The 19,346-nt window shown below is 62.4% G+C and carries 19 protein-coding genes and 1 tRNA gene; 11 read left to right on the top strand and 9 right to left on the bottom strand.

Annotation, left to right across the window (positions count from 1 at the left end):
- Positions 1-149: 149 nt before the first annotated feature.
- Complete coding sequence (locus tag HNR13_RS19475; protein ID WP_179608397.1) at positions 150-1,265, top strand: ROK family transcriptional regulator; 1,116 nt, start codon at positions 150-152, stop codon at positions 1,263-1,265.
- Here the strand turns inward: HNR13_RS19475 and HNR13_RS19470 are convergent.
- Entirely contained in the window at positions 1,262-2,377 is a 1,116-nt protein-coding gene (locus HNR13_RS19470; RefSeq protein WP_179608395.1) for a 5-methyltetrahydropteroyltriglutamate--homocysteine S-methyltransferase, read from the bottom strand. The genes HNR13_RS19475 and HNR13_RS19470 overlap by 4 nt on opposite strands.
- 66 nt (positions 2,378-2,443) lie before the next feature.
- On the opposite strand from HNR13_RS19470, the gene HNR13_RS19465 reads away from it, so the two are divergent.
- The 4 genes from HNR13_RS19465 to HNR13_RS19450 all read left to right on the top strand — a co-directional run bounded on the left by HNR13_RS19465 (position 2,444) and on the right by HNR13_RS19450 (position 5,297).
- Positions 2,444-3,457 (top strand): Gfo/Idh/MocA family protein, encoded by a 1,014-nt coding sequence (locus tag HNR13_RS19465; RefSeq protein WP_179608394.1) that lies wholly within the window; start codon positions 2,444-2,446, stop codon positions 3,455-3,457.
- 262 nt (positions 3,458-3,719) lie between these two features.
- Complete coding sequence (locus HNR13_RS19460) at positions 3,720-4,337, top strand: hypothetical protein (RefSeq protein ID WP_179608392.1); 618 nt, start codon at positions 3,720-3,722, stop codon at positions 4,335-4,337.
- Between the two features lie 163 nt (positions 4,338-4,500).
- Positions 4,501-5,031 (top strand): antitoxin Xre/MbcA/ParS toxin-binding domain-containing protein, encoded by a 531-nt coding sequence (locus HNR13_RS22135; RefSeq protein ID WP_382312455.1) that lies wholly within the window; start codon positions 4,501-4,503, stop codon positions 5,029-5,031.
- On the top strand, positions 5,022-5,297 hold the full coding sequence (locus tag HNR13_RS19450; RefSeq protein WP_179608388.1) for a hypothetical protein: 276 nt from the start codon (positions 5,022-5,024) through the stop codon (positions 5,295-5,297). Before HNR13_RS22135 ends, HNR13_RS19450 begins: the two co-directional genes overlap by 10 nt.
- 365 nt (positions 5,298-5,662) lie before the next feature.
- Here HNR13_RS19450 and HNR13_RS19445 read toward each other — a convergent pair whose 3' ends face one another.
- The 3 genes from HNR13_RS19445 to HNR13_RS19435 form a co-directional block, all read right to left on the bottom strand.
- A complete protein-coding gene (locus HNR13_RS19445; RefSeq protein ID WP_179608387.1) occupies positions 5,663-6,097 on the bottom strand; it encodes a hypothetical protein in 435 nt (144 codons plus the stop codon).
- 336 nt (positions 6,098-6,433) lie between these two features.
- Positions 6,434-6,892 carry a GntR family transcriptional regulator gene (locus HNR13_RS19440; protein WP_179608385.1) on the bottom strand — a complete coding sequence of 153 codons (459 nt, stop codon included), beginning with the start codon at positions 6,890-6,892 and terminating at the stop codon, positions 6,434-6,436.
- 1,268 nt (positions 6,893-8,160) lie between these two features.
- The gene (locus HNR13_RS19435) at positions 8,161-8,406 is read right to left on the bottom strand and encodes a helix-turn-helix domain-containing protein (RefSeq protein ID WP_179608383.1); all 246 of its coding nucleotides are present in this window, start codon (positions 8,404-8,406) and stop codon (positions 8,161-8,163) included.
- Positions 8,407-8,832: 426 nt separating this feature from the next.
- On the opposite strand from HNR13_RS19435, the gene HNR13_RS19430 reads away from it, so the two are divergent.
- From HNR13_RS19430 to HNR13_RS19410, 5 genes are all read left to right on the top strand, one after another.
- Entirely contained in the window at positions 8,833-9,576 is a 744-nt protein-coding gene (locus tag HNR13_RS19430) for a TnsA-like heteromeric transposase endonuclease subunit (protein ID WP_179608382.1), read from the top strand.
- A gap of 262 nt (positions 9,577-9,838) precedes the next feature.
- Entirely contained in the window at positions 9,839-11,827 is a 1,989-nt protein-coding gene (locus HNR13_RS19425; protein ID WP_179608380.1) for a DDE-type integrase/transposase/recombinase, read from the top strand.
- Positions 11,827-12,891, top strand: a complete 1,065-nt coding sequence (locus tag HNR13_RS19420; RefSeq protein ID WP_179608379.1) for a TniB family NTP-binding protein — start codon at positions 11,827-11,829, stop codon at positions 12,889-12,891. The genes HNR13_RS19425 and HNR13_RS19420 overlap by 1 nt, the downstream gene beginning before the upstream one ends.
- The gene (locus tag HNR13_RS22130; protein ID WP_179608377.1) at positions 12,881-14,815 is read left to right on the top strand and encodes a zinc-ribbon domain-containing protein; all 1,935 of its coding nucleotides are present in this window, start codon (positions 12,881-12,883) and stop codon (positions 14,813-14,815) included. Before HNR13_RS19420 ends, HNR13_RS22130 begins: the two co-directional genes overlap by 11 nt.
- A gap of 235 nt (positions 14,816-15,050) precedes the next feature.
- Complete coding sequence (locus HNR13_RS19410; protein WP_179608375.1) at positions 15,051-15,785, top strand: hypothetical protein; 735 nt, start codon at positions 15,051-15,053, stop codon at positions 15,783-15,785.
- On the opposite strand, the gene HNR13_RS19405 is transcribed toward HNR13_RS19410, so the two are convergent.
- From HNR13_RS19405 to HNR13_RS19385, 5 genes are all read right to left on the bottom strand, one after another.
- A complete protein-coding gene (locus HNR13_RS19405) occupies positions 15,775-16,659 on the bottom strand; it encodes a DUF4238 domain-containing protein (protein WP_179608374.1) in 885 nt (294 codons plus the stop codon). The genes HNR13_RS19410 and HNR13_RS19405 overlap by 11 nt on opposite strands.
- 45 nt (positions 16,660-16,704) lie before the next feature.
- On the bottom strand, positions 16,705-17,118 hold the full coding sequence (locus tag HNR13_RS19400) for a PIN-like domain-containing protein (protein WP_179608372.1): 414 nt from the start codon (positions 17,116-17,118) through the stop codon (positions 16,705-16,707).
- On the bottom strand, positions 17,115-17,732 hold the full coding sequence (locus tag HNR13_RS19395) for a DUF433 domain-containing protein (protein ID WP_179608370.1): 618 nt from the start codon (positions 17,730-17,732) through the stop codon (positions 17,115-17,117). Before HNR13_RS19395 ends, HNR13_RS19400 begins: the two co-directional genes overlap by 4 nt.
- A gap of 214 nt (positions 17,733-17,946) precedes the next feature.
- Positions 17,947-18,019 (bottom strand) — tRNA-Arg (locus tag HNR13_RS19390).
- 78 nt (positions 18,020-18,097) lie between these two features.
- Positions 18,098-18,877 carry a dienelactone hydrolase family protein gene (locus HNR13_RS19385; RefSeq protein ID WP_179608369.1) on the bottom strand — a complete coding sequence of 260 codons (780 nt, stop codon included), beginning with the start codon at positions 18,875-18,877 and terminating at the stop codon, positions 18,098-18,100.
- A gap of 175 nt (positions 18,878-19,052) precedes the next feature.
- Between HNR13_RS19385 and HNR13_RS19380 the strand changes: the two genes are divergently transcribed.
- Positions 19,053-19,346 carry a GNAT family N-acetyltransferase gene (locus HNR13_RS19380; protein ID WP_179608367.1) on the top strand — a complete coding sequence of 98 codons (294 nt, stop codon included), beginning with the start codon at positions 19,053-19,055 and terminating at the stop codon, positions 19,344-19,346.

Raw genomic sequence — 19,346 nt, 5'->3', positions numbered from 1 at the left:
AGTTCGGCCGGGTGTCGCTCACCCCCCATGAGCGGCGTCCGGCCGATCATTCAGAAAATGAAGGATAGTCTGGGCATGTGACGAACAATCCAGAAAGAATCGGTCCCGGGGCTGTGACTAACTCACGTAGATCCGCCAACGTCAATCGGTTGCTCGACACCCTTCGCACGGAGGGCCCCTCCTCCCAAGCCCAGCTCGCCCGCACACTCAACGTCTCCGCAGCGACCGTCAATGCGATTGTGCGCGATCTCAAGAAGCACGGGACCGTCGAGATCCGTCCGATCAACGGGCGCGAAGGCGTCGTGACACTTGTCACGGGTTCGGGAACCTACGTGACGATCGAGATTGCCGACCACTCGATCCGGGGCGCGGCCTATGCCTTCTCGCACCAGGAGCGCGTCGAAAAGCGGATCGATGGCGACAGCACCATCGAGGCGGCCCTGGAACTGATCAGCGACCTGGCCGAAGCCGTTGGCACGACCGCCCATGCGATCGACGGCCTCGCGGTCGCAGTCCAGGCACCCATCGAGCGTGCCACTGGGGCGATCGCCCCTTGGTGCAACAGCCGTCTCCCTGCCTGGGCCGGGGTCGACATCTCGGCTGCCTTCCGCCGGGCCCTCGATGTTCCCGTGCTCGTCGACAACGACGCCAACTTCGCAGCGCTCGCCGAATGGACATGGGGAGCAGGACGCGGCGCTGAGGATCTGCTCTACGTCCGCGCATCCGAGGGTGTCGGAGGCGGTGTCGTCATCAACGGATCCATCTATCAGGGTGGCAGCGGGATGGCCGGCGACCTCGGTCACATCGCTGTCGATCCCGGCGGCGACGTCTGCTATTGCGGCAGCCGGGGCTGCCTCACGACTCTTATCTCCGAGCGCGCGATCGTGTCGGCCGTGCGCACCTCACCGGGAATCAAACGAACGCTTACCGAGGTCATCGCCGCGGCACGAGCCGGAGATGCCGCCTGCCAGCGGGTGCTCGCCGAGGCCGGCGCCTACCTCGGCCGTGCCCTCGCCAACGCTGCGAAGATTCTCGGGCCGAGCCTGATCGCAGTCGGCGGCGAGCTGGGAGAGGCGGGCCCGATCGTCTTCGACGCATTGCTATCGTCCGTGGAGCTTTCTAGTCTGCGCTCCAGCGAGAACGCGACTCGATTCGTCGTCGGCGAGATCGATGAGTCAGCGTCGCTCCAGGGCGCCCTTGCCGCTCTTCTAACCGAGCTGGGCAAAGGCGTGAGCGAGATCGAGCCGTGGATGGCGGCTGCCTAGTCGGGCCATACCTCGTCGGCGATCGAGACGACGGACTCGAGCTTGCGCCACTGCTCATCCTCGGTGAGCAGATTCCCTTCCTCAGTGGACGCGAAACCGCACTGACTGCTCAGCGCCAGCTGGTCAAGCGGAGCGTATCGAGCTGCTTCGTCGATCCTTGCGATGACGGCTTCACGGGGTTCAAGCTCACCGGACTTGGAGGTGATCAGCCCGAGCACTACGCGTTTGTCGCCCTGTGGAAGGAAGCGCAACGGCTCGAAGCCGCCTGCACGGTCGCTGTCGTACTCCAGGAAGTAGCCGTCATAGTCCGTCCCTCCGAGTAACTGCTCAGCGACCGGCTCATAGCCGCCGGAGGAGATCCATGTCGAGCGGAAGTTGCCTCGACAAACGTGAGTGGTCACGGTCAGGTCGGACGGTCGTCCCTCAAGCACGCGATTGATGAGAATGGCGTACCGCTCCGCGATGCCGTCCGTGATAATTCCCCGCGCGCGCGCCTTCTCCAGTTCGACATCGGAGCAGAGGTAACCCCAGGCGGTGTCGTCCAGTTGGATGTACCGGGCGCCGCTCGCGTACAGCGACGCGAGCGCGTCCCGATAGGCCTGCACCAGGTCGTCGATCATCGCGTCACGATCGGCGTACGCGTCATGGTCAATGCGCTCGTTGTCGAGACGGAAGTCCAGGACGGTCGGAGACGGGATGGTGATCTTGGGCTCGAGTCCGACTGCGATCGCATCGTCTTTCAGCGCGGCGAAATCGGCGAGGAACGGATGGTCGGAGGGGAAGGCGATGGGCCCCGTCAGCCGCATCGTTTTCGGCCGCGTCGACACGCCCTGGAAGGCGATGCCGGATTCGGCGTCGACCACATCCAAGCCCTCGAGTGATTCCCAGAAGTCGAGATGCCACCATGCCCGACGAAGCTCGCCGTCGGTCGCGACCTTGAATCCCGCCTCGGCCTGGCGCTGCACAACCGGCCCGATCGCCTCATCCTCGGCCTGCCGTAAACCTGTCGCCGAAATCGTTCCCGCCGCATAATCGAGACGCGCCTTCTTCACGGTCGACGGTCGCAGAAGACTGCCGACCACGTCGGCACGATACGGAGCACGGTGGGTCATAGCTCAACACTACGGAGCCGGCGCTTCACGAACGGATGCTTCGACATACGACGAAACGGACGTCAGATGCATGCCTCAGTACAGCCGGCGCTCACAATCGGCGTGCTGGGCACGGCGCGCATCGTCCGCAATGCACTGCTTAGACCGGCGCGCATCATCCCGAGCGTCGAGGTCACCGTCGTCGGTAGCCGGGATGGAGCTCGAGGATCCGAATTCGCTCGTCGGAACGGCATTGGTCGATCGGTCGTCAGCTATCGGGCAGTGGTGGACGATCCGACAGTCGATGCGATCTACATTCCGCTGCCCAATTCTCAGCATGCGGAATGGACAATTCGGGCGATACGAGCGGGAAAGCACGTGCTGTGCGAGAAGCCCTCCGCTATGACCGCTGTCGAATCACGGCGAGTGGCGGAGACAGCGCACGGATCGCCGGTCGCCGTCGTTCAGGCGTTCCATTACCGCTATCACCCGTTCTTCGAACGGCAACGACAGCACCTAGCCAACGGTGAACTCGGGCAGGTCCGCTCCATACGTGTGAGCCTATGCGTCCCCCTTCCGCCGGGGCCCGACATTCGATGGGACTATGAGTTAGGCGGCGGGGCGATGATGGATCTGGGCTGCTATGCGGTCCACATGTTGCGGTCGTTGACCGGCGAGGAGCCGTCGGTACAGTCCGCAGCCGCATTAACTGTCCGAGATCACCGGGTCGACCGCGCGATGAAAGCGGATCTTCGCTTCCCGTCCGGTATCGCAGGCCGGCTGACCGTGAGCCTGCGCTCGGCCCGAATACTGACGCTTTCAATCCGCGTCGTCGGTGACGCGGGAACACTGCACATCCTGAACCCGCTCATGCCGCATCTATTCGGCAGATCGCGACTTCGGAATGGTGCGGGAGTGAGAATCGATCACGCAGAGCGCAGGCCCAGTTACTCGTACCAACTGGAGGCGTTCCGCGATGCGGCGTTGAGCGGGGCCCCAGTTCGAACGGGCATGGACGATGCTCTCGCGACAATGCGTGTGATCGACGAGGTATACGCAACAGCGGGAATCACGCCCCGCACAAGCATGGCCGAATTCTGAGGTACGGTGTTATTAAGCACCAGCAATGGCGTCCCGAGAGGACTACATGGCAAAATCGACTCCTCCCGACAGATGCGATCATTCAAGCACCCCCGCGGGCCGCACGGACCCTCGTGAGCTAACGCTTCGCCTAGTCGCTGAGCTGGGTGCACAAGCGCTCGCGCGACTCTGTTCCGTCCATCCGTCCACTGTGCGGCGGTGGGCGCGCGGCGAGTCAAAGCCGTCCAGGGAGGCCAGCGGAAGGCTGAGGTTCGCTGCGCTTGTGGCCGAATTGATCCCCTTCATCAAGGCGCAGCGCAGTGTTGCCGAATGGCTCGCACGTCCGAACGCAATTGTCGGTGGCGAGCCGCCGCTCACCGCGCTCCGGGATCAGGACCCAGGGCTCCTTGCATGGGATTGGGTTGGGACAGCTGCAACCGAATGGGCATTCGACTCCTTGTTGTCCGCGCTATCGAAGCCGACCCCTCCGCCAGGGCCCTCAATCGCGAAACGTGTTGGCCCAGGTAATCGTCCGACCCGTCCGGGACCAAGCGACCCGAATCCACCAGCCACCAAGCGCACCTCGCCGAAAGGGGAGCCCTCGGTTGGGCACCGCACACTCGAGGAAGCGAAGGCTCTTGTCCCACAGGCCCGTGCCGTCGTCGACGAGGTTGCGAAGCGTCTACCCACCGATTCCTTCGCCGTCTCGCCCGAGACGACGTTCGTCTCCACCACGACCCCGAAGGAGACGGCCGTCTTCGCCCTAACCGTGCTCGGGACTCCACCCCACCTCTCAGCCGTGCCGTTCCAACTCGGCTTCGACTTCGAAGACACGGTGCAGACGATCGTCGACGCGGCATGGCGATTCAAGGAACGATCGGAGGCCGAACAGGTCGAGTAGCCGGGTCAAGAAGGCGCCGGCAGCCGACCGCATGCCCGACTGCCGCCGATGCTCGCTCTCGTTGCCGCACGCCGACACAGCCGACACGCACGGAACGGCGTGGGACTGACGCGAGGTGGTGCACCTGCGCTTGAGTGGGATCCTCGAGGAGAGGTCGTGTGCGATGAGCTCGAGAGCTGAGACGAAGGGCCGTCCGCGGTCTGTTGTGCAGAGGCGGCTGCACTTGCTTGTGGAGGCGTTGGATGGGCGCACGAAGGTCGCACATGCTCTGCGCGTTTCCCCCCGCCAGGTCGGCGCGTGGCTTACCGGAGAAGAGTTACCGAGCCCGGAAACCGCGGTCTTGATAGTGGATCTCGACGGCGTGCTCGCTCGTGCTCAACTTCTGCGGCCATTGCCCGTGGCTCGCCAGTGGCTGAATGGCAGCGATCCCTCCCTCGGCGGTGGGACTCCGCTCGAAATCCTGAGACTTCGAGGCTCGACGGAAGTAATCGAGGCGTTGGACGCGGTCACTGCTGGAGCTTCGTCTGCAGCTCTGGCGAGAGGCGTCGTTGCAGGTGGCGAATCCGAACCGAGGAAACGACAACTGGCGCGAAGTAGCGTCATCTTTTCGCGAAACTCCACAACGACGCGCCCGCTGTGCGGTACGGTGATTGTTAGCACCATCGACTATGGAAGGACCTTGCCATGGACGTAGCAGCGTTTCTGAACGCTCTACCCATAGGTGCCGTCTTCACTCATGCGAACCCGAGCGTCATGCCTGACAGCTGGGTCAAGGTCGGGCCGGACACCTACCGGCGCACATACGATTGGATCACTTTTCCCACGTCCGACTTTGCCGAGACGTGGACCCATGCGGAGCTCACCGACCCGGTTCCTGGCTCGATCGATCAGGAAGAGGCTGACAGACGCCGGGACGAGGAAATGGGCCGCCGCCGCCGGGACGATGACCTCGAGCCCTAGCGCCTCCAGGCCGTTTCACTAACAATGCCCGCTCTCCGATGCATCAAGCCGACACCCGAGCAAAGTGGCGGGCCTCGCTGCATGGAACAACTGCACCCAAGATCGGGAGACGACGACACGACCTTCCACAGGTGCGGGCATAGAAAATCGACCGTTTCAACGAAGACGCTGCGCGCAGCCGGCCGACACTCAATCCCGTCTTCAGCCCAGTAAGATTCACAGGACTATGCCGAGATCAAGGCAAAGCTTCCACGAGGCCCAAGTCGAATGCAGCGTTCACCCGCTAAGTTTCGGCCAGTCGATCGAGAAGCTCCGCATCGTGAATCGAAACCCAATCCAGTCCGGCGTCGATCTCCGCTGCACGGTCATCCGGCGTCCGAGCCACGTCTCTCCTCCTTCGGCACAACCGGTGCTGAGACACGTGGTACACGAGACGCGTCGTCGGTGAGCGCACAATCTGCGGGCTGGCCGAAGGTGAAACGGGCAGCTGCTTGGGCGACCGTGTCCCATTCCGAGCTTCCCGGATCGCTCGAAGCGAGGACGCGGACGGGCACATTGTCCCGCAGCCACGGGTTCGGCATGGTGAACCACGTGGCAGCGACGCGTTCCGAGTCGCGGTAGGAGATCATCCGGCTCGTCATCTCAACGAACAGCAGGCGGGCGATGTTCGCTCGGTTGGGTGCAGTGACCCCCTTTGCCCATCGTTTGGCCGTCGCGGGCGTGACAGAGCAAAGTGCAGTGATCGTTCGGATCCCGTGCTGGGCGAGAAGCCTGGCCAGCAACTCGGAAAGGTCGTCCACGTCCGGGGCTGTGCCCCAGCGCCCGCGTAGCTCACGGAGGTCCACGTATCTAGTCATAACCGGGCCGCGCCTCCACGCGGGCGCGGCACGTGCACGACGTCGCAATCACGGCGTCCTCGGCCGAATCATGATTTGGACCCACCTGACTCTCTCCCCGACCCGGTCAGTGGTCGGCGAAAGCGTCCCGGATTCCTCGATGCCGACCTATACTGGTGTTATCTTGCACCATGCCCCTGCAGCCCGCAAGGGCTGCGCCCACCGGTGATTGAATCGAGGATCCCAGCGGCTGCGTACCCAATCGACGGGCTTGGAGTCAGTCCTCGAGCGCGTGCCATGCTAGAAAGGCATGTCGTCCGAGGTCACCTCATCGGTGTGCTCCGGCTCGGGAGCCCCACCCAAGACGAATTCCGCGGGGACGAGCTCGGCGTAGCGGTCATCCTCGAAGGATTCGTTCGCGCGGAGGTTCTTCTGCTCCCAGAGGCCGCGGATGAGGAGGACGAGTGTCTCCAGATCGGTGGCGTTCCTTAGTGCATCGTCGATGAGACTGCGGACCGCAGGGCGCAATTCTCTCGTTCCCGCGGTAACAGGAGCCACGTGTCGCTCGCGTCCTGAATCGATGGCGAGGCCCATCTCCACCGCCATCCCCAGCGCCTTATTCGCCGTACCAATGGCGATCCCCGATTTTCTCGCCAACTCGCGCGATGTGGGGAGGCGCGAATTGGGTGCGCGGGTTCCACTGAGGATGGCCCCGGCCAGATCTTCGAATGCTGCCGTCGCGGCGCCGTACTCTGACATGTTTCCTCCTCGTTTCTTTGTCGCTCACACCTGACCCGCCACGAACCGCTTCGGCCGACCGTGTGTCAGCGAGGCGATACGAACTTCATAGTGAACGTGCTATCGATCTAAGACATGCGGCGAAACGATTGTGTCAATCGAGCGACACAACGGCTGTATCAGCTGAGTGATACGAAGTTCGTGTCATCAACGCGAATTGGCTTTGTACAGCGGACAGATACATGGCTCGTGCAAATGTGTCACTCGAGTGACACGCTCGCCGGGGTTATGTATCACCGCGTTGATACATGATCGCAGTCGGGCTCTTGGGCCGCGTGCCAATACGCGCGCTCCCAGGCCAGCTTCGTGCCCGGTGCAGACCACGTCAGCTTCAGGGCCGCCCGCTCGCAGCCGCGAACGCCACCGAAACCAGGCTTTAGGCCGCCAGCAACCAGCGCTCGTCTTCCGGAAACTTACGAAAACGGCTCTGGTCTTAGAGCTGTAAGACAAGATTCGGGGCTGAGAACCGCGGAAAATCAACGATCTATAGATAGATAGATAGATATGTCTTCTTGTCTTACTACTACTACTTCTCACTACGAGGCTCCCCCTTTGTATTTCTCCCCCTCCACCCCATAGATATATAAAGCCCCTGGTTCTCTATAGGCCCTACCCCCAGCGCGAGACGGAAGACAAGCAGCCTGAAACCCCCGCGATCCCAGTGGTGGCGCGGAATTCGCTGTCTTATGGCCGTGAGCCATGAAGCAGTTTCACAAGCGTTCGCCGTCACGCAGCCGAGCGAAGCCGACTAGCATGACCGTCGCCCGAGCCCCGTCCCTCGCCAATTCCAGCGTCATGGCCGGCGTGACCGGTAGCTAACCCCACCTCGGCGCAGACGATCGATCCGCCCAGGGCACCGAGTGGGGGTTCCATCGCTCGCGGGTTACGCGTGACGTGCCGGTCGTCGCATCGCCGTGCGCATCGAGCAATGCCGGTCAGAACACGCGCCGCGACAGATTCGCCGCATGTACTTCGACATAACGATCTATACCGCCGCCGGACGCGCTCGAGCTCGCGCTATCCGGACCGCTTGGCGCACCAAGTCCGCCAACATGGCGTCGCAGCGTTTTCGCCGCATGTTCATTGACATGCGCACCTTCGCCACCTTCACGGACCCCAGCCGCTTCGGCGCGCTTGCCGCCCGGCGACTCCCATTCGGACGTCCGCGGCACCCAGGCAACGGGCCGCTCTGCGACAGACGCCGTCCAGGCCCCGAGTCACGTCGGGAGCTAGCCGCGAGCATCCCGACGCGGCCACAGGTCCGAATCGAGTCCATCTTCGAGCTTCGCGATCGTGACCAGGTCGGCCCACTGCTCGCCGTTGAGGACCCGGACGACCACGGAGTGCTCGAGCCCGCAGACCTCAGCGACTTCACGGATGCTTCGATCCGCGATGGCGGCCCGGACGTTGATCGCGAACTGCCGAGCTACACGCGCAGGCTTGATGAGGCTATCGTCCTGCGGCTTCCCCGACACTCTTCCCCACTCTGCCTCTGCGACCCTCGAGGACGCCGGCTTCGGCCAGTCGTCAACGAGCTCGCGCGGTCTCTGACGAGGCGGTCTGGGCATACGACGAGCGTAGACGAACCGCACCGAATCGCGGGCAACCCGAAATCGATGCGCTCTAGACACCTCTGCGCCTATGGTGCTATCAATCACCATAACGTGTCGAACGCCCGGCGTGCAAATTCGGATGACCTGGCGAACAACTCAATTGATCTCCGGCGGTGCCGCCGACCCCCCGCCGGCTCCGAACACCGACCAGGCTCGGGGCCAGAGCCTTCGCGTCGTTCCTCAGACATCAGGCGAACTTTTCGCCGCATAGAGATTAGTGAAAGCGACGGCGGGTCAGTTGTTCGCCGTCGCAATAAGAGCCGCAACAAGTTTGGAAGGAGAGCGCATATGGCCAGGTACCGCGCACCGGTCAACGGCTACGGCCGCAACGATGGCGAGACAGTAGGCGAGTACATCCTGTGGACCGATGCGCGCCGCGAACCGCAGAAGACCCGGGCCGACAAGCGCGCCCTCAACATCCCATTCGAGACCGCTTCCGTCATCCGCCAGCCAGCCGAATACAAGGACCGCGCGAACTATGAAGGCTTCTATTGGATGGCTGCAACCGACGGTCACGTCTGGTACGAGTCGTTCGAGGAGATGACTTCGCTCAAGCTCCTTGACCACCACGGCACAATCCGAGCCATTTCCACCCAGCCGATGCAGATCTACTTCGACGACGGCAGCGACCACACCCCTGACTTCTTCGCCGTCCACACCGATGGAAGCCGGACCGTCTATGACTCGAAGCACTCGTCTCGCATCAAAGGCAAGGTTGCGACCTCGTTCGAGAACACCAGGCGTGTCTGCAAGCGAATCGGATGGGACTACCAGGTCATCACCGAACTAACGCGAGTCCAACGGCACAACCTCGACTGGATCGGCTACAACCGCCACCCCCGGTACGCGCCAACCGCCGAACGACGCGAGCGCATCCTCGCCGCAGCTCAAGCGCCTACCGCTCTTGGCGAGCTCCTGCTGGCCGACCACCGCCCCCACGAGATCTACCACCTCATGTGGAAACGCGAACTGCTCTTCGACGCAACCGCACAACTCACACTGAACACCATCCTCGAAAGGACCCATCCATGACCCCAACACCTAGTGTCGGCAGCCGGGAAAATAGCGCTACCGGCCCTAACCAGCTCTTCAACGACTGGGCAACCCTCAACGGCCTCGGGGTCGACTCCGCCGCCTTCCGTGCTGGCGTAGAGCCAACTGCGCTCGAGCGAGCGATCTGGAAGACCCGGGGCGGTCTCCACGTCCGCGGGTACCGCCCGGATGGACTGAGGGTGCAGAGCCGGGAGGAGAACGCATGAATCGTGGCTTACGACTCGGGCAACGGTACGAATTCGTGGACGGCAATTACATCCTCGTCGGCATCAGCGGCCGCGCACTTCGGTTGCGAAACGAAGACACCCAGGAGGTTGAAATCTGCGCGGTGACGGACCTGCCCCACCGGTTGGCGACACCGCCAGAGTTCACCACCTTCGGCGCTGCCGAACTGCACGCGTTCGACAAGGACGAGAACAACCAGGAGCTCGTCATTCTCGAAGCCCACATCCTGGAGATCATCGAGGCAAAACCGTTCCGAGGCGACACGATCCGCCCGGAATACGATCCGGCGATGACCACGCTGTCTGGACGAATCGCGACCAAGTCGAGGGAGCTTAGCCAAGCCGCCGACAAAGAGATCAAGCCACGGACGCTCGAACGTCACATCAGCAACTACCGCAAGCTCGGCCGAGCTGGCCTCGTAGACAAGCGGAAGGTTAGACCCACGAAACCCCTCGGAAACGCAGACCCACGCCTGATCGATGCGATTGCGCATGTCGTCAGCGAAGAGAGGAACCTCGCGACCGGAACTGGCACACGCCTCATCGGGAGGGTCAAAGAGGAACTGGCGAAGCGCCACCCTGGCGAGGAGATCAAAATCCCGACCGAGAAAACCATCGCTGTCTACGTGAAGCGACTCTCCCAGGGCATGTACCCCCTCGATGACGCGAAGCTACGACGGACAGCGACCAGCGCACCACGGAAGATGCACAACTCGCGGCCGCCCGTCCGACCCGGAAGCGAATGCCAGATCGACTCAAGCCCGTTCAACATCGTCGTCCTCGACCGAGACGGCAACCCGATTCGCGTCGTCTTGACGATCATCATTGACAAGGCCACCCGCAGCATCATCGGGGTGGCGGTGAACCCATACGCGACTCGCGGCTACGACCACGCCCTGCTGCTCAGTCGTTGCTTCGTCCCACAAGAGCTGCGGCCCGTCCCCGGCTTCGAGGAGATCGACGCTCCGACCATGCCGTGGGCGGCCAGCCTTACGGCCGATCGCGCCGCCAAGCTGAATGTGAACCAGCCGTTCATCGTGCCTGAGCGCATCGTCACTGACCACGGCATGGACTACCTCTCCGCGGCGTTCGTATCCGCCTGCAAACAATTTGGTGTGACGATCACCGAGGCAAGCCCCAAGACCCCCTACGACAAAGGCATGGTCGAACGAGCGTTCCGCACGATCGACGTGGGATTCGCCCAGCACCTCCCCGGCTACAAGGGAAACAGCGTGAAGAACCGAGGCGAGTCGCCAGAGAAGGAGCCAGGTCTACTCGACATTTACACGCTTCTCACCCTCTCCGAGCGCTGGATAACCATCGTCTGGCAAAACACGTTCACAGAAGGGCTACGCGACCCATACGACCCCAGCATCCGCCTCACCCCGAACATGGCGTACATGTCGTTCTTCAACCTCACCGACGACTTCGTACCCGTCCCGCGTACCGGCGACGACTACATCCGGATGCTGCCAATCACCGAACGGAAGATCACTACCAAGGGCATCCAGATCGGCTACCGACGTTATGACTCCGTGAAGCTGAACCCCTACCGGGACGTCCCCGGCCCGGGCGGCCGCGGCAAGCTCAGCTACAACGTTCGCGAAGATCCGAGCAACCCCAAAGCTGTCTGGGTCGAAGACCACAAGAACGGCGGATGGATCCAGTGCGACTGGATGGACGGCGACGCCTTCATCAAACCGTTCACACGCTCGATGCGACGCGCCGCAGACCACCTCGTGAACAGCAACCTCGGGCTGAGTCGCGAACAAGCCCGAGACATCACCCGATCGGTCGTCCTCACAATGAACCCAGACACTCGCAAGCACGCTCGTAACGAGATGGACCTAGAGCTCCGCAACCTGCAGGGGATCTCGATCCCAGTGCACGACAACGACGCCGCCCCCACCCCGTTCACTCCTGCGTTCGACGACTCCGAAGATGACGAACTCGAGACCTACGACGCCAGCACGCCCCTTACTGACCGACTTGGAGACTTCTTCTAATGAACACTGACCAGCAGCACACCGCCGACGAAAACGATCTGAACAACCATCTCGGTCTCACGGCGTTCCTCCGAAACAAGACGCCCGCACCGCGCGCGCTCACCATCGATGGGTACACGCGCTTGAGCAAAGCCGACTGCGCGAAATACAAGGAAGAGAGGATCGATTACCTCAGCACCGACATCACCGTGATCACGCCGCAGCTGGAACGCATCGCCATGTCCACCCTCTCAACGATGCGAACCAATCGCGGCAAGAAGTGGGGCCGACAGGGAGTACTGGTGTCGGGGGAAAGCAACATGGGCAAGACAACTGCCATTCTCAACACCGCGCGGATCGTCTTCCAGGACTACACCCGCAATCACTCCGAGTGGGAAGCCAACGGCGACATTCCGGTCGCTTTCGTGAACGTCCCGGAAGGCACCACCGTGAAGGCCATGCTGGGCCGCTTCTGCGAGTTCTTCGGCTACACCCCCCGAAAATCCGACACCGTCGAGATGATGAAGCGCTTCGTCGTCCCTCAGCTCAACGGCCGGCGAACGGTGCTCGTCATCGTTGACGAGATCCACAACCTCGAAGGCGGCAATCGAGACTCAGCCAAAACGGTCGACTTCCTCAAAGACCTCTCGAACTCGATCCACGCGACCTTCATCTACGCAGGAATTGACATCCATCAGGGTGCAATTTTCAGCGGAACGAGCCGCGACAGGCAGGTTCGCGGTCGGTTCCGGCAACAGCTCATCGACAACTACGGCTACACCACATCGGAACACAAGGTCGTCTGGCGAGGAATCGTCCAGGCATTCGGCAGCGAGCTGCGGCTCCTCGCTCAGAGCCCGCAGGAGCTCACGGGCTTCTCGGACTACCTCTACAACCGCACCCGCGGCGGCATCGGACCGCTGAACCAGTTACTCCGCGAAAGCGCTCAATACGCCATCGCTACAGCAAAAAGGCCCGAAAACGAGGAGCTCACTCTCGCGCTCATGGACAAGATCGACCTCGATATGTCGACAGAAGAAGCAACTGGCGGATGGCGTTCAACGGACTCAGCTCATGCCGCGTAGCGTCCAGAGGCAACTGCCGCTTCGAATAGCTCCGCACGACTACGAGACCGTCGAGAGTTTCACCACGCGCCTATGCCGGGAAAACAACCTCGAGGTGAAGGTTGAAGCCATCGCCGCGGAGATCCGCAAGCATGACAACATTCCGATCGGGGCGGCTCGCCGGCGGCTCGCGTGTGAGTTTGGTGGGCTACGGGAAGAAAGCGACGCGTTCTTGTCTCCGCTGCGTCACGATGACGGGTCCGAATGCAGCCGTTGCCGGATGGGCCTCGAAGACCGGTGGGTCTGCCGGCTGTGCTCAAACGGCGAAGCAATCGAACAGGTTCCGCATTTCGGGCCCTTTGTGTGCGCGATCCATCGTCTCTGGATCGCGCCGGGTGTCCGGCCAGAAGATCACGCCCTCATCAGCGCCGACCACTCGACCGCCGATGCGTGCCTTCAGAAGTTGGTGGAGGCTCAGCGGGTCAACGGCTCTCTCTACAGAGAAGTGACCCGGATCGCGCGATACTGGGCAGCTTGCAGCGGACGACGATCGCGCGACGTGGATGTCTTCCCACAAGCTGTGTTCGCACTTCACCTAATCACAGACGAACGCCTGATCACGACGATTTGCGATCGAAGCAGAACTTACGCCGAGTCGCACGGGTTACTGCACGCAGCGGTAGCCGCGGCAATCACCGAAAACCCCGCTGTGATTACCGACCGGCTTTGGCTGCTTCTGCGGCCCGTTCTCCGAGCCGTGCACGAAACGCTCATGGGTTTGGCGTGCCCGAAGTCGGGGCCGCATGATCTGTTTCCGGGAGCTCACGATCTGCTCCGATCTGTCGGCCTGGCTCCCGTCGCGCGGCCGCTTGAACCGTTCTCGCGAACAATCGACATGCTCCATTCGATGCCAAGCGATCGGCTCCACGCGGAGATCATCAGTCGGGCAATTCGCCCACCCGTAACCCAGACGATCGACGAGATTGACGAGGAAACCACAGTGCCCATCGACTTCATCTGTCCAACCGGTCACCGGTACCAGAGCAGCGTTCGCGTGCTGTCAGCCGCGCTACACAAGGGGAACAGCGGATGCCCCTACTGCGGCCCGCGAGCGCGACCGTATCCCGGGGAGACGTCCCTCGCAATGCGGGCACCCAACGTGGCGGCGGACTGGGACTGGGACCGGAACCCGGAGTTGAACCCAGACACGGTCGGACTGGGAGCAGTTCTCGTACATTGGAAATGTCGTAGCGGGCACGGCCGATCGCAGACGGTGTCACAGCGTGTGCGTAGGGGGTGCGTTGAATGTAAACGGCGGCCCGACTTCGAAAGCTTGTCTTTCACCGCGCACAACCCGGTGGCAAGTGCCCAGTTCCGTCCCGAACTCAACGACGGCAAGACGCTCGACGGCGTGCGCGCATTCTCAACGCAGGTGTTCACCTGGCAGTGCGAGCTCGGTCACCTGTGGTCCGTGGCCTGCAGCTCTCGATCCAAGGGCAATGGCTGCCCCATCTGCCGGAATAGGGTTCTGCTCGTCGGGTTCAATGACCTGCAATCGCGCGAACCTTCCGTAGCAAAGGACTGGGACTACGAGAGGAACAACGGACTGACACCCAAGGATGTCATTTACTGCTCCAGCAAACTACGGCACTGGAGATGCTCTCGCGGCCACCGCTACAGCGCGTCGCCAGCCTCACGATCGCGGGACGTGACCGGCTGCCCCTACTGCTCGGGCTCACGAGTGGATGGGTCCACCACGTCCCTTCGCGCGCGCTTCCCGGAGGTCGCTCGACAACTTCACCCGTACCTCAACTCGTTCGCCGCTGACGAGGTAACCGCCGGCAGCCAGAAGTCGGCCATCTTCGCTTGTGACGCTGGCCACTTGTACATCCGAGTGATCCACACGCGCACAAGGCGTGGACTGGGGTGCACCGTCTGCGCCTAGATCTGAGAACGCCGCGATCGATCGAGCATGTTCCTTGACAGATCAAGAGACCAGTTGTGGGTGGCCACCCGGATCCTGAAGACATACTGGGGTGATGAGTTCTATTGCTCTCGAACCCGGAGGCTACAGTGATCCCGTCTGCCTACCTGCGCCAGACGGGCACCAGCGTGGCCCAGGGTGGATCGCGACGCTTGAGTACCGCCCGTTGGAAGGCGGGCCTACACGGTCAGTCGAGATGCATGGTCCTTCCGAAGAACTCGCCAGGTCGGAACTTCTTGAATGGGTCCATGCCACGCTCGGGCAAGTCCAGACAATGGTGCCGCACTCTGCTGCGGTCGAGAAGTTCATCGAAGCCGCCAGCCACATGCACGACCTTCGGCAAGCGGCAAGCGCTCTCGAGAAGACGCATTCGACGGATGACGTCGACATGATCAGATTTCTACGCTCGTACGCCGTCGTGACATATTCGCGAACGCGTGGATCGAACGTCCGGCCAGATCTCGACAAGTTCATCACGTTTTCCGAAGAGGATCTCGAACTCTCATCTCAACTCAAGACGCTTCGCAACAAGTTCGCCGCCCACTCCGAGAACCGAATGCTCACCACAACACCGGTCGTGGATCTGCGACGTCAACCTGATGGGACCATCGCGGTCGACCGAGTCTTCGCCTTGACGGTCGAGACGCCGATCCCGCATGAGGTGATTGAAAGCTTCGAGGTGATGTTGGATCGAATTATTGCCCAACTAACCGATGCCTTGCTTCCGTTGAAGGCAGCCATCGCCCATGAGATCAGCCAAGAGGTAGCGGAAGACATGCTCGCGAACCCGAAGCGTCTCCAGTTCGTTCCTGCGCCCGTTTCGGACTGGTCTCCGGATGGACGACGACCTCGGTATCCTTCGTCGCCGTTCGCTCCGGTATACATAGTGCCGGGCAGCGCAACGTCCACTCAGGTCACGATCACACAGTAGGGTCAGTCTCCTCGTCGCAGAACGTCTGTAGACCACTATGTGGGTGGAAGTAGGCAAATCGCTCAGCCCCGTGCAGCTCGAAGGCGTTGATGCGTCGAACACCGGGCCCGGATAGCGTGATGATGTCCGGTGCGGACGAGATCCCAAGCAACAACTTGCGTCCCACCGGCAAAAGGTGCACGAAGTTGCCCAGGAGCTGAGCGTCCGCCAGCTGACCGTCCGCGTCGAGGGAAACGACTCCCTCATCTCCGATCATGAACTCGTACTCACCTGCACGCCAAATCTGAAGTTCGAGCTGGTCCAGGTCAGCTGCCGATCGCCGAACCATATCCATGAGCAGATCTTGAAAGATTCGCTCTTGCGCTTTGTCGAGGTGTTCACCGAAGCGACGGAGAACGTAATCGAATTCGGACCTGGATCGAGGGCGATGCCCGATCAGGCGCTCCGCGATGGGGTTCAGACGCAGTGGATCCGCTGAAACCTCCTCGAGACGTTCCTTGCGTCGCCTCGCGTAACTGAGGTCGAACACGTTCCGTGTGGCTTGCCTGCGCAAGAAATGAAGCGCAACCAGCCGCTTGAGCGCGTCTCTGTCTCGATCGTCACCGATCGCGCCACCGGCCGTTTCCGACGGATCTGCATCGATGCGGTCAAGGGCACGAGCGGCCTGCGTTTCTATAACGCCCCAGGCGTTCTCCGATGCCGAAGGATCGTGATTGATGAAGTGCTCTACATACCCAACCGACGCGACCGATCGGAAGCGAGTGTGGCGATGTTCCTTATTGAAAGTGGCGACACGTACGTCGCCATTTCGGTTCTCCCCGAACCGTTTGAGTACCAGCTTGGAGATTACGTGTTGGCTCTTTGGAACCGTCACGATCCAGCCCTGCGTCGGTAACGTCGGCAACGAGAAGCGGTCGACTCAACCACGAATGTCTCGTATGGTCACCAGCTGCCCTGCCCCGTGCTGCACGGTCTTGAGCGCGTAGCTCGTTGGCCCCTCCGGTGCGTGTTCGATCACCACACGAAGCCCCGCTACGAGGGTCGCGACCGTCACCGTGATCTGCTCTAAGCCCTTTAGTCGTTTGTCTGCGACTCCGACCCAACGCAAGCCCGAGTTGATGACGGCCTTTCGCTCGTCAGGGTCACGCAGCTGAGCACGATCACGTGTAACAAATGCCTCAAAGCCTCGCGCACGAAGGCTCGTGAGAAGAGGGATGTCCTCGGTCCCCGTGAGTCCTTCTTCCAGGTGCGTCGAGAACACGTGTTCTCTGTAAACGACAGACAGAGGCTCGGCCAAAACATAAGGCAGGTTCTCGTCAAGGTAGATCTTCACGCTGCTTCACCATGTACCGAGCGCTCGTAGTCGAGAGCATCCAACGCGGCAGAAGCTGTCACGCCTGGGTAGTAGGCGCCGACGTCCTCGGGCGATACTGATCCGTCGTCGATGAGGCTCGCGACGACATCATAAGGAACTCTGGTCCCCACGATGGTCGGCCATCCCCCTAACCGGCCGGGATTTACCTCGACTCCAACGCGGGGGCGCAGCAGGGGATCGACTCGTCGCTTATTCACGGTCTCGAATTCCGCGAAGACCTGAGCGAATGTACCGATTACTGCCTGACCCGGCTCCCGGCCTACATCGATCGCCTCAGCACCCGGGTGATGCACGCCAATACTGCGACCCAGCTTCACGAGCTTGTATGTCGACGGGTGATCCACAAGATCCATCTCGCGAAGCGTCGCGAGGGCCTGCCTGATCAATTGAAGCGAATGGTCGCCTCGAAGCCACGCAAAGGTTCTCAACGCGACGATGTCGCGGAACGAGTACAGGTAGGGCCGCTCGCTGGATTCGATCTCTGGAATCAGGACGTTGGTCTTTCTCCAGTACGCGAGCTGCTCGACCGAGGCCCCACTCATCTTTGAGGCGAGTGGAATGGGAAACGCCATCGTGACCCCCTTCATTCCCACGTCAGTCTCGCAGAATCTTCTGACGTGGAAGGATAGGCGCGTTCGTGCGCCGGGGAACTGTCTAGTTGGGGAATCTCCGCCAAATACGCGGTTACCGCAAGAAAGAGGCGAAGTTCACGCAGATCGGATTACCGTTCCGCCAGAATGAACTTCGCCTCACATCACTGTCTCAACCAGTGTTTAGCTTGCGCTGTGCGCCACGAGGGATTCGAACCCCCAACCTTCTGATCCGTAGTCAGATGCTCTATCCGTTGAGCTAGTGGCGCGTGACCCGATCGCGTTCTCCGCGCGGGCCTGTTAGAGCTTACATGACCCGTTCGCAGACCGCCAATCAGGGTGCCCCGTCACGCGAACACCTCGTCCAGGAAGCACACCAGCGCTCGCCAGCTGCGGGCATCCGCCAGCGGCCGGTACCGGTCCGTCCCGGGGATCGTGAACGCGTGGGGGGCTCCCGAGTACGTCGTGAGCTGCCAGTCGACGTGCGGAGCCGCGCGCAGCTCGTCCTGGAAGGCGGCGACCGCCGAGTCGGGGACGACCGGGTCGGCTCCGCCGTTGAGCACCAGCAGGGAGGCCGCGATCGCCGCCGCGTCCGACGGGTCGTGGGCGATCAGGCCGCCGTGGAACGACGCGACGCCGCGGGCCGGCGCTCCGGTGCGGGCGAACTCGAGCGCCGCCGTGCCGCCGAAGCAGTAGCCGATCACCGCCAAGCGGGCCGGATCGACGGCGGGGTGCTGCTGCAGCCAGCTGAAACCGGCGGCGACGCGCGAGCGGAGCAGCGGGAGGTCCTCGTAGTACTGCTGCGCCACCGCGGGCGCCTCCTCGCCGCTGGGCCGCACGTCCGCGCCGAACAGGTCCGCGGCGAAGGCGACGTAGCCGCGCCGGGCCAGCATCTGGGCGCGCATGCGGACGTTGTCGCCGACGCCGTGCCAGTCGTGCAGGATCAGCACGGCCGGACGCCGCTCGTCGGCCTGGACGTCCCTGGCGAGGTAGCCCTGCAGTGGCAGCCCCTCCTGCTCGTAGTCGACGACCTCCGCGTCGATGACGGAGTGCTCGCCGATCGGCACCTGCTCGAGCAGGGACTGGTGGGCAGGGGAAAGCGAGGGCGACGGGGTGTCGGACGTCACAGGTGCGGCTCCAGGTTCGGGTGCGCTTCGCGGGCGACGGTCATCGCACGCGGCCTGGCCTGCTGTGGCTTCATCGCGGAGTGCGCGCGGGAGCCCGAAACGGTGCGGGTTCGGGTCCCACCTCGTTCACGATACCTCTCCTGACGGGGAGGCGCGACGGACGTACGATGGGCCCATGGCGACGGAGTTCAGCAACGAGACCGACGCGGGCCGCTACGCGATGCGCATCGACGGCGAGCTCGTCGGCGTCCTCGACTACAGCGTCCTCGGCGAGTCCATCTCGCTGACCCGCGCGTTCACGGTGCCCGCGCACCGCGGCAAGGGGTACGCGGCCGACCTGGTCGCCTACGCGGTCGACGACATCGAGGGCAGCTCCGACCGCAGGATCGTGCCGATGTGCTGGTACGTGGCGGAATGGTTCGACGCGCACCCCGAGCGCGCCGGCCTGCTGCAGCGACGCGCCGGCTGA

Source organism: Leifsonia shinshuensis (assembly GCF_013410375.1).
GTDB lineage: Bacteria > Actinomycetota > Actinomycetes > Actinomycetales > Microbacteriaceae > Leifsonia > Leifsonia shinshuensis.
This window is presented reverse-complemented; position numbering and strand designations above follow the sequence as displayed.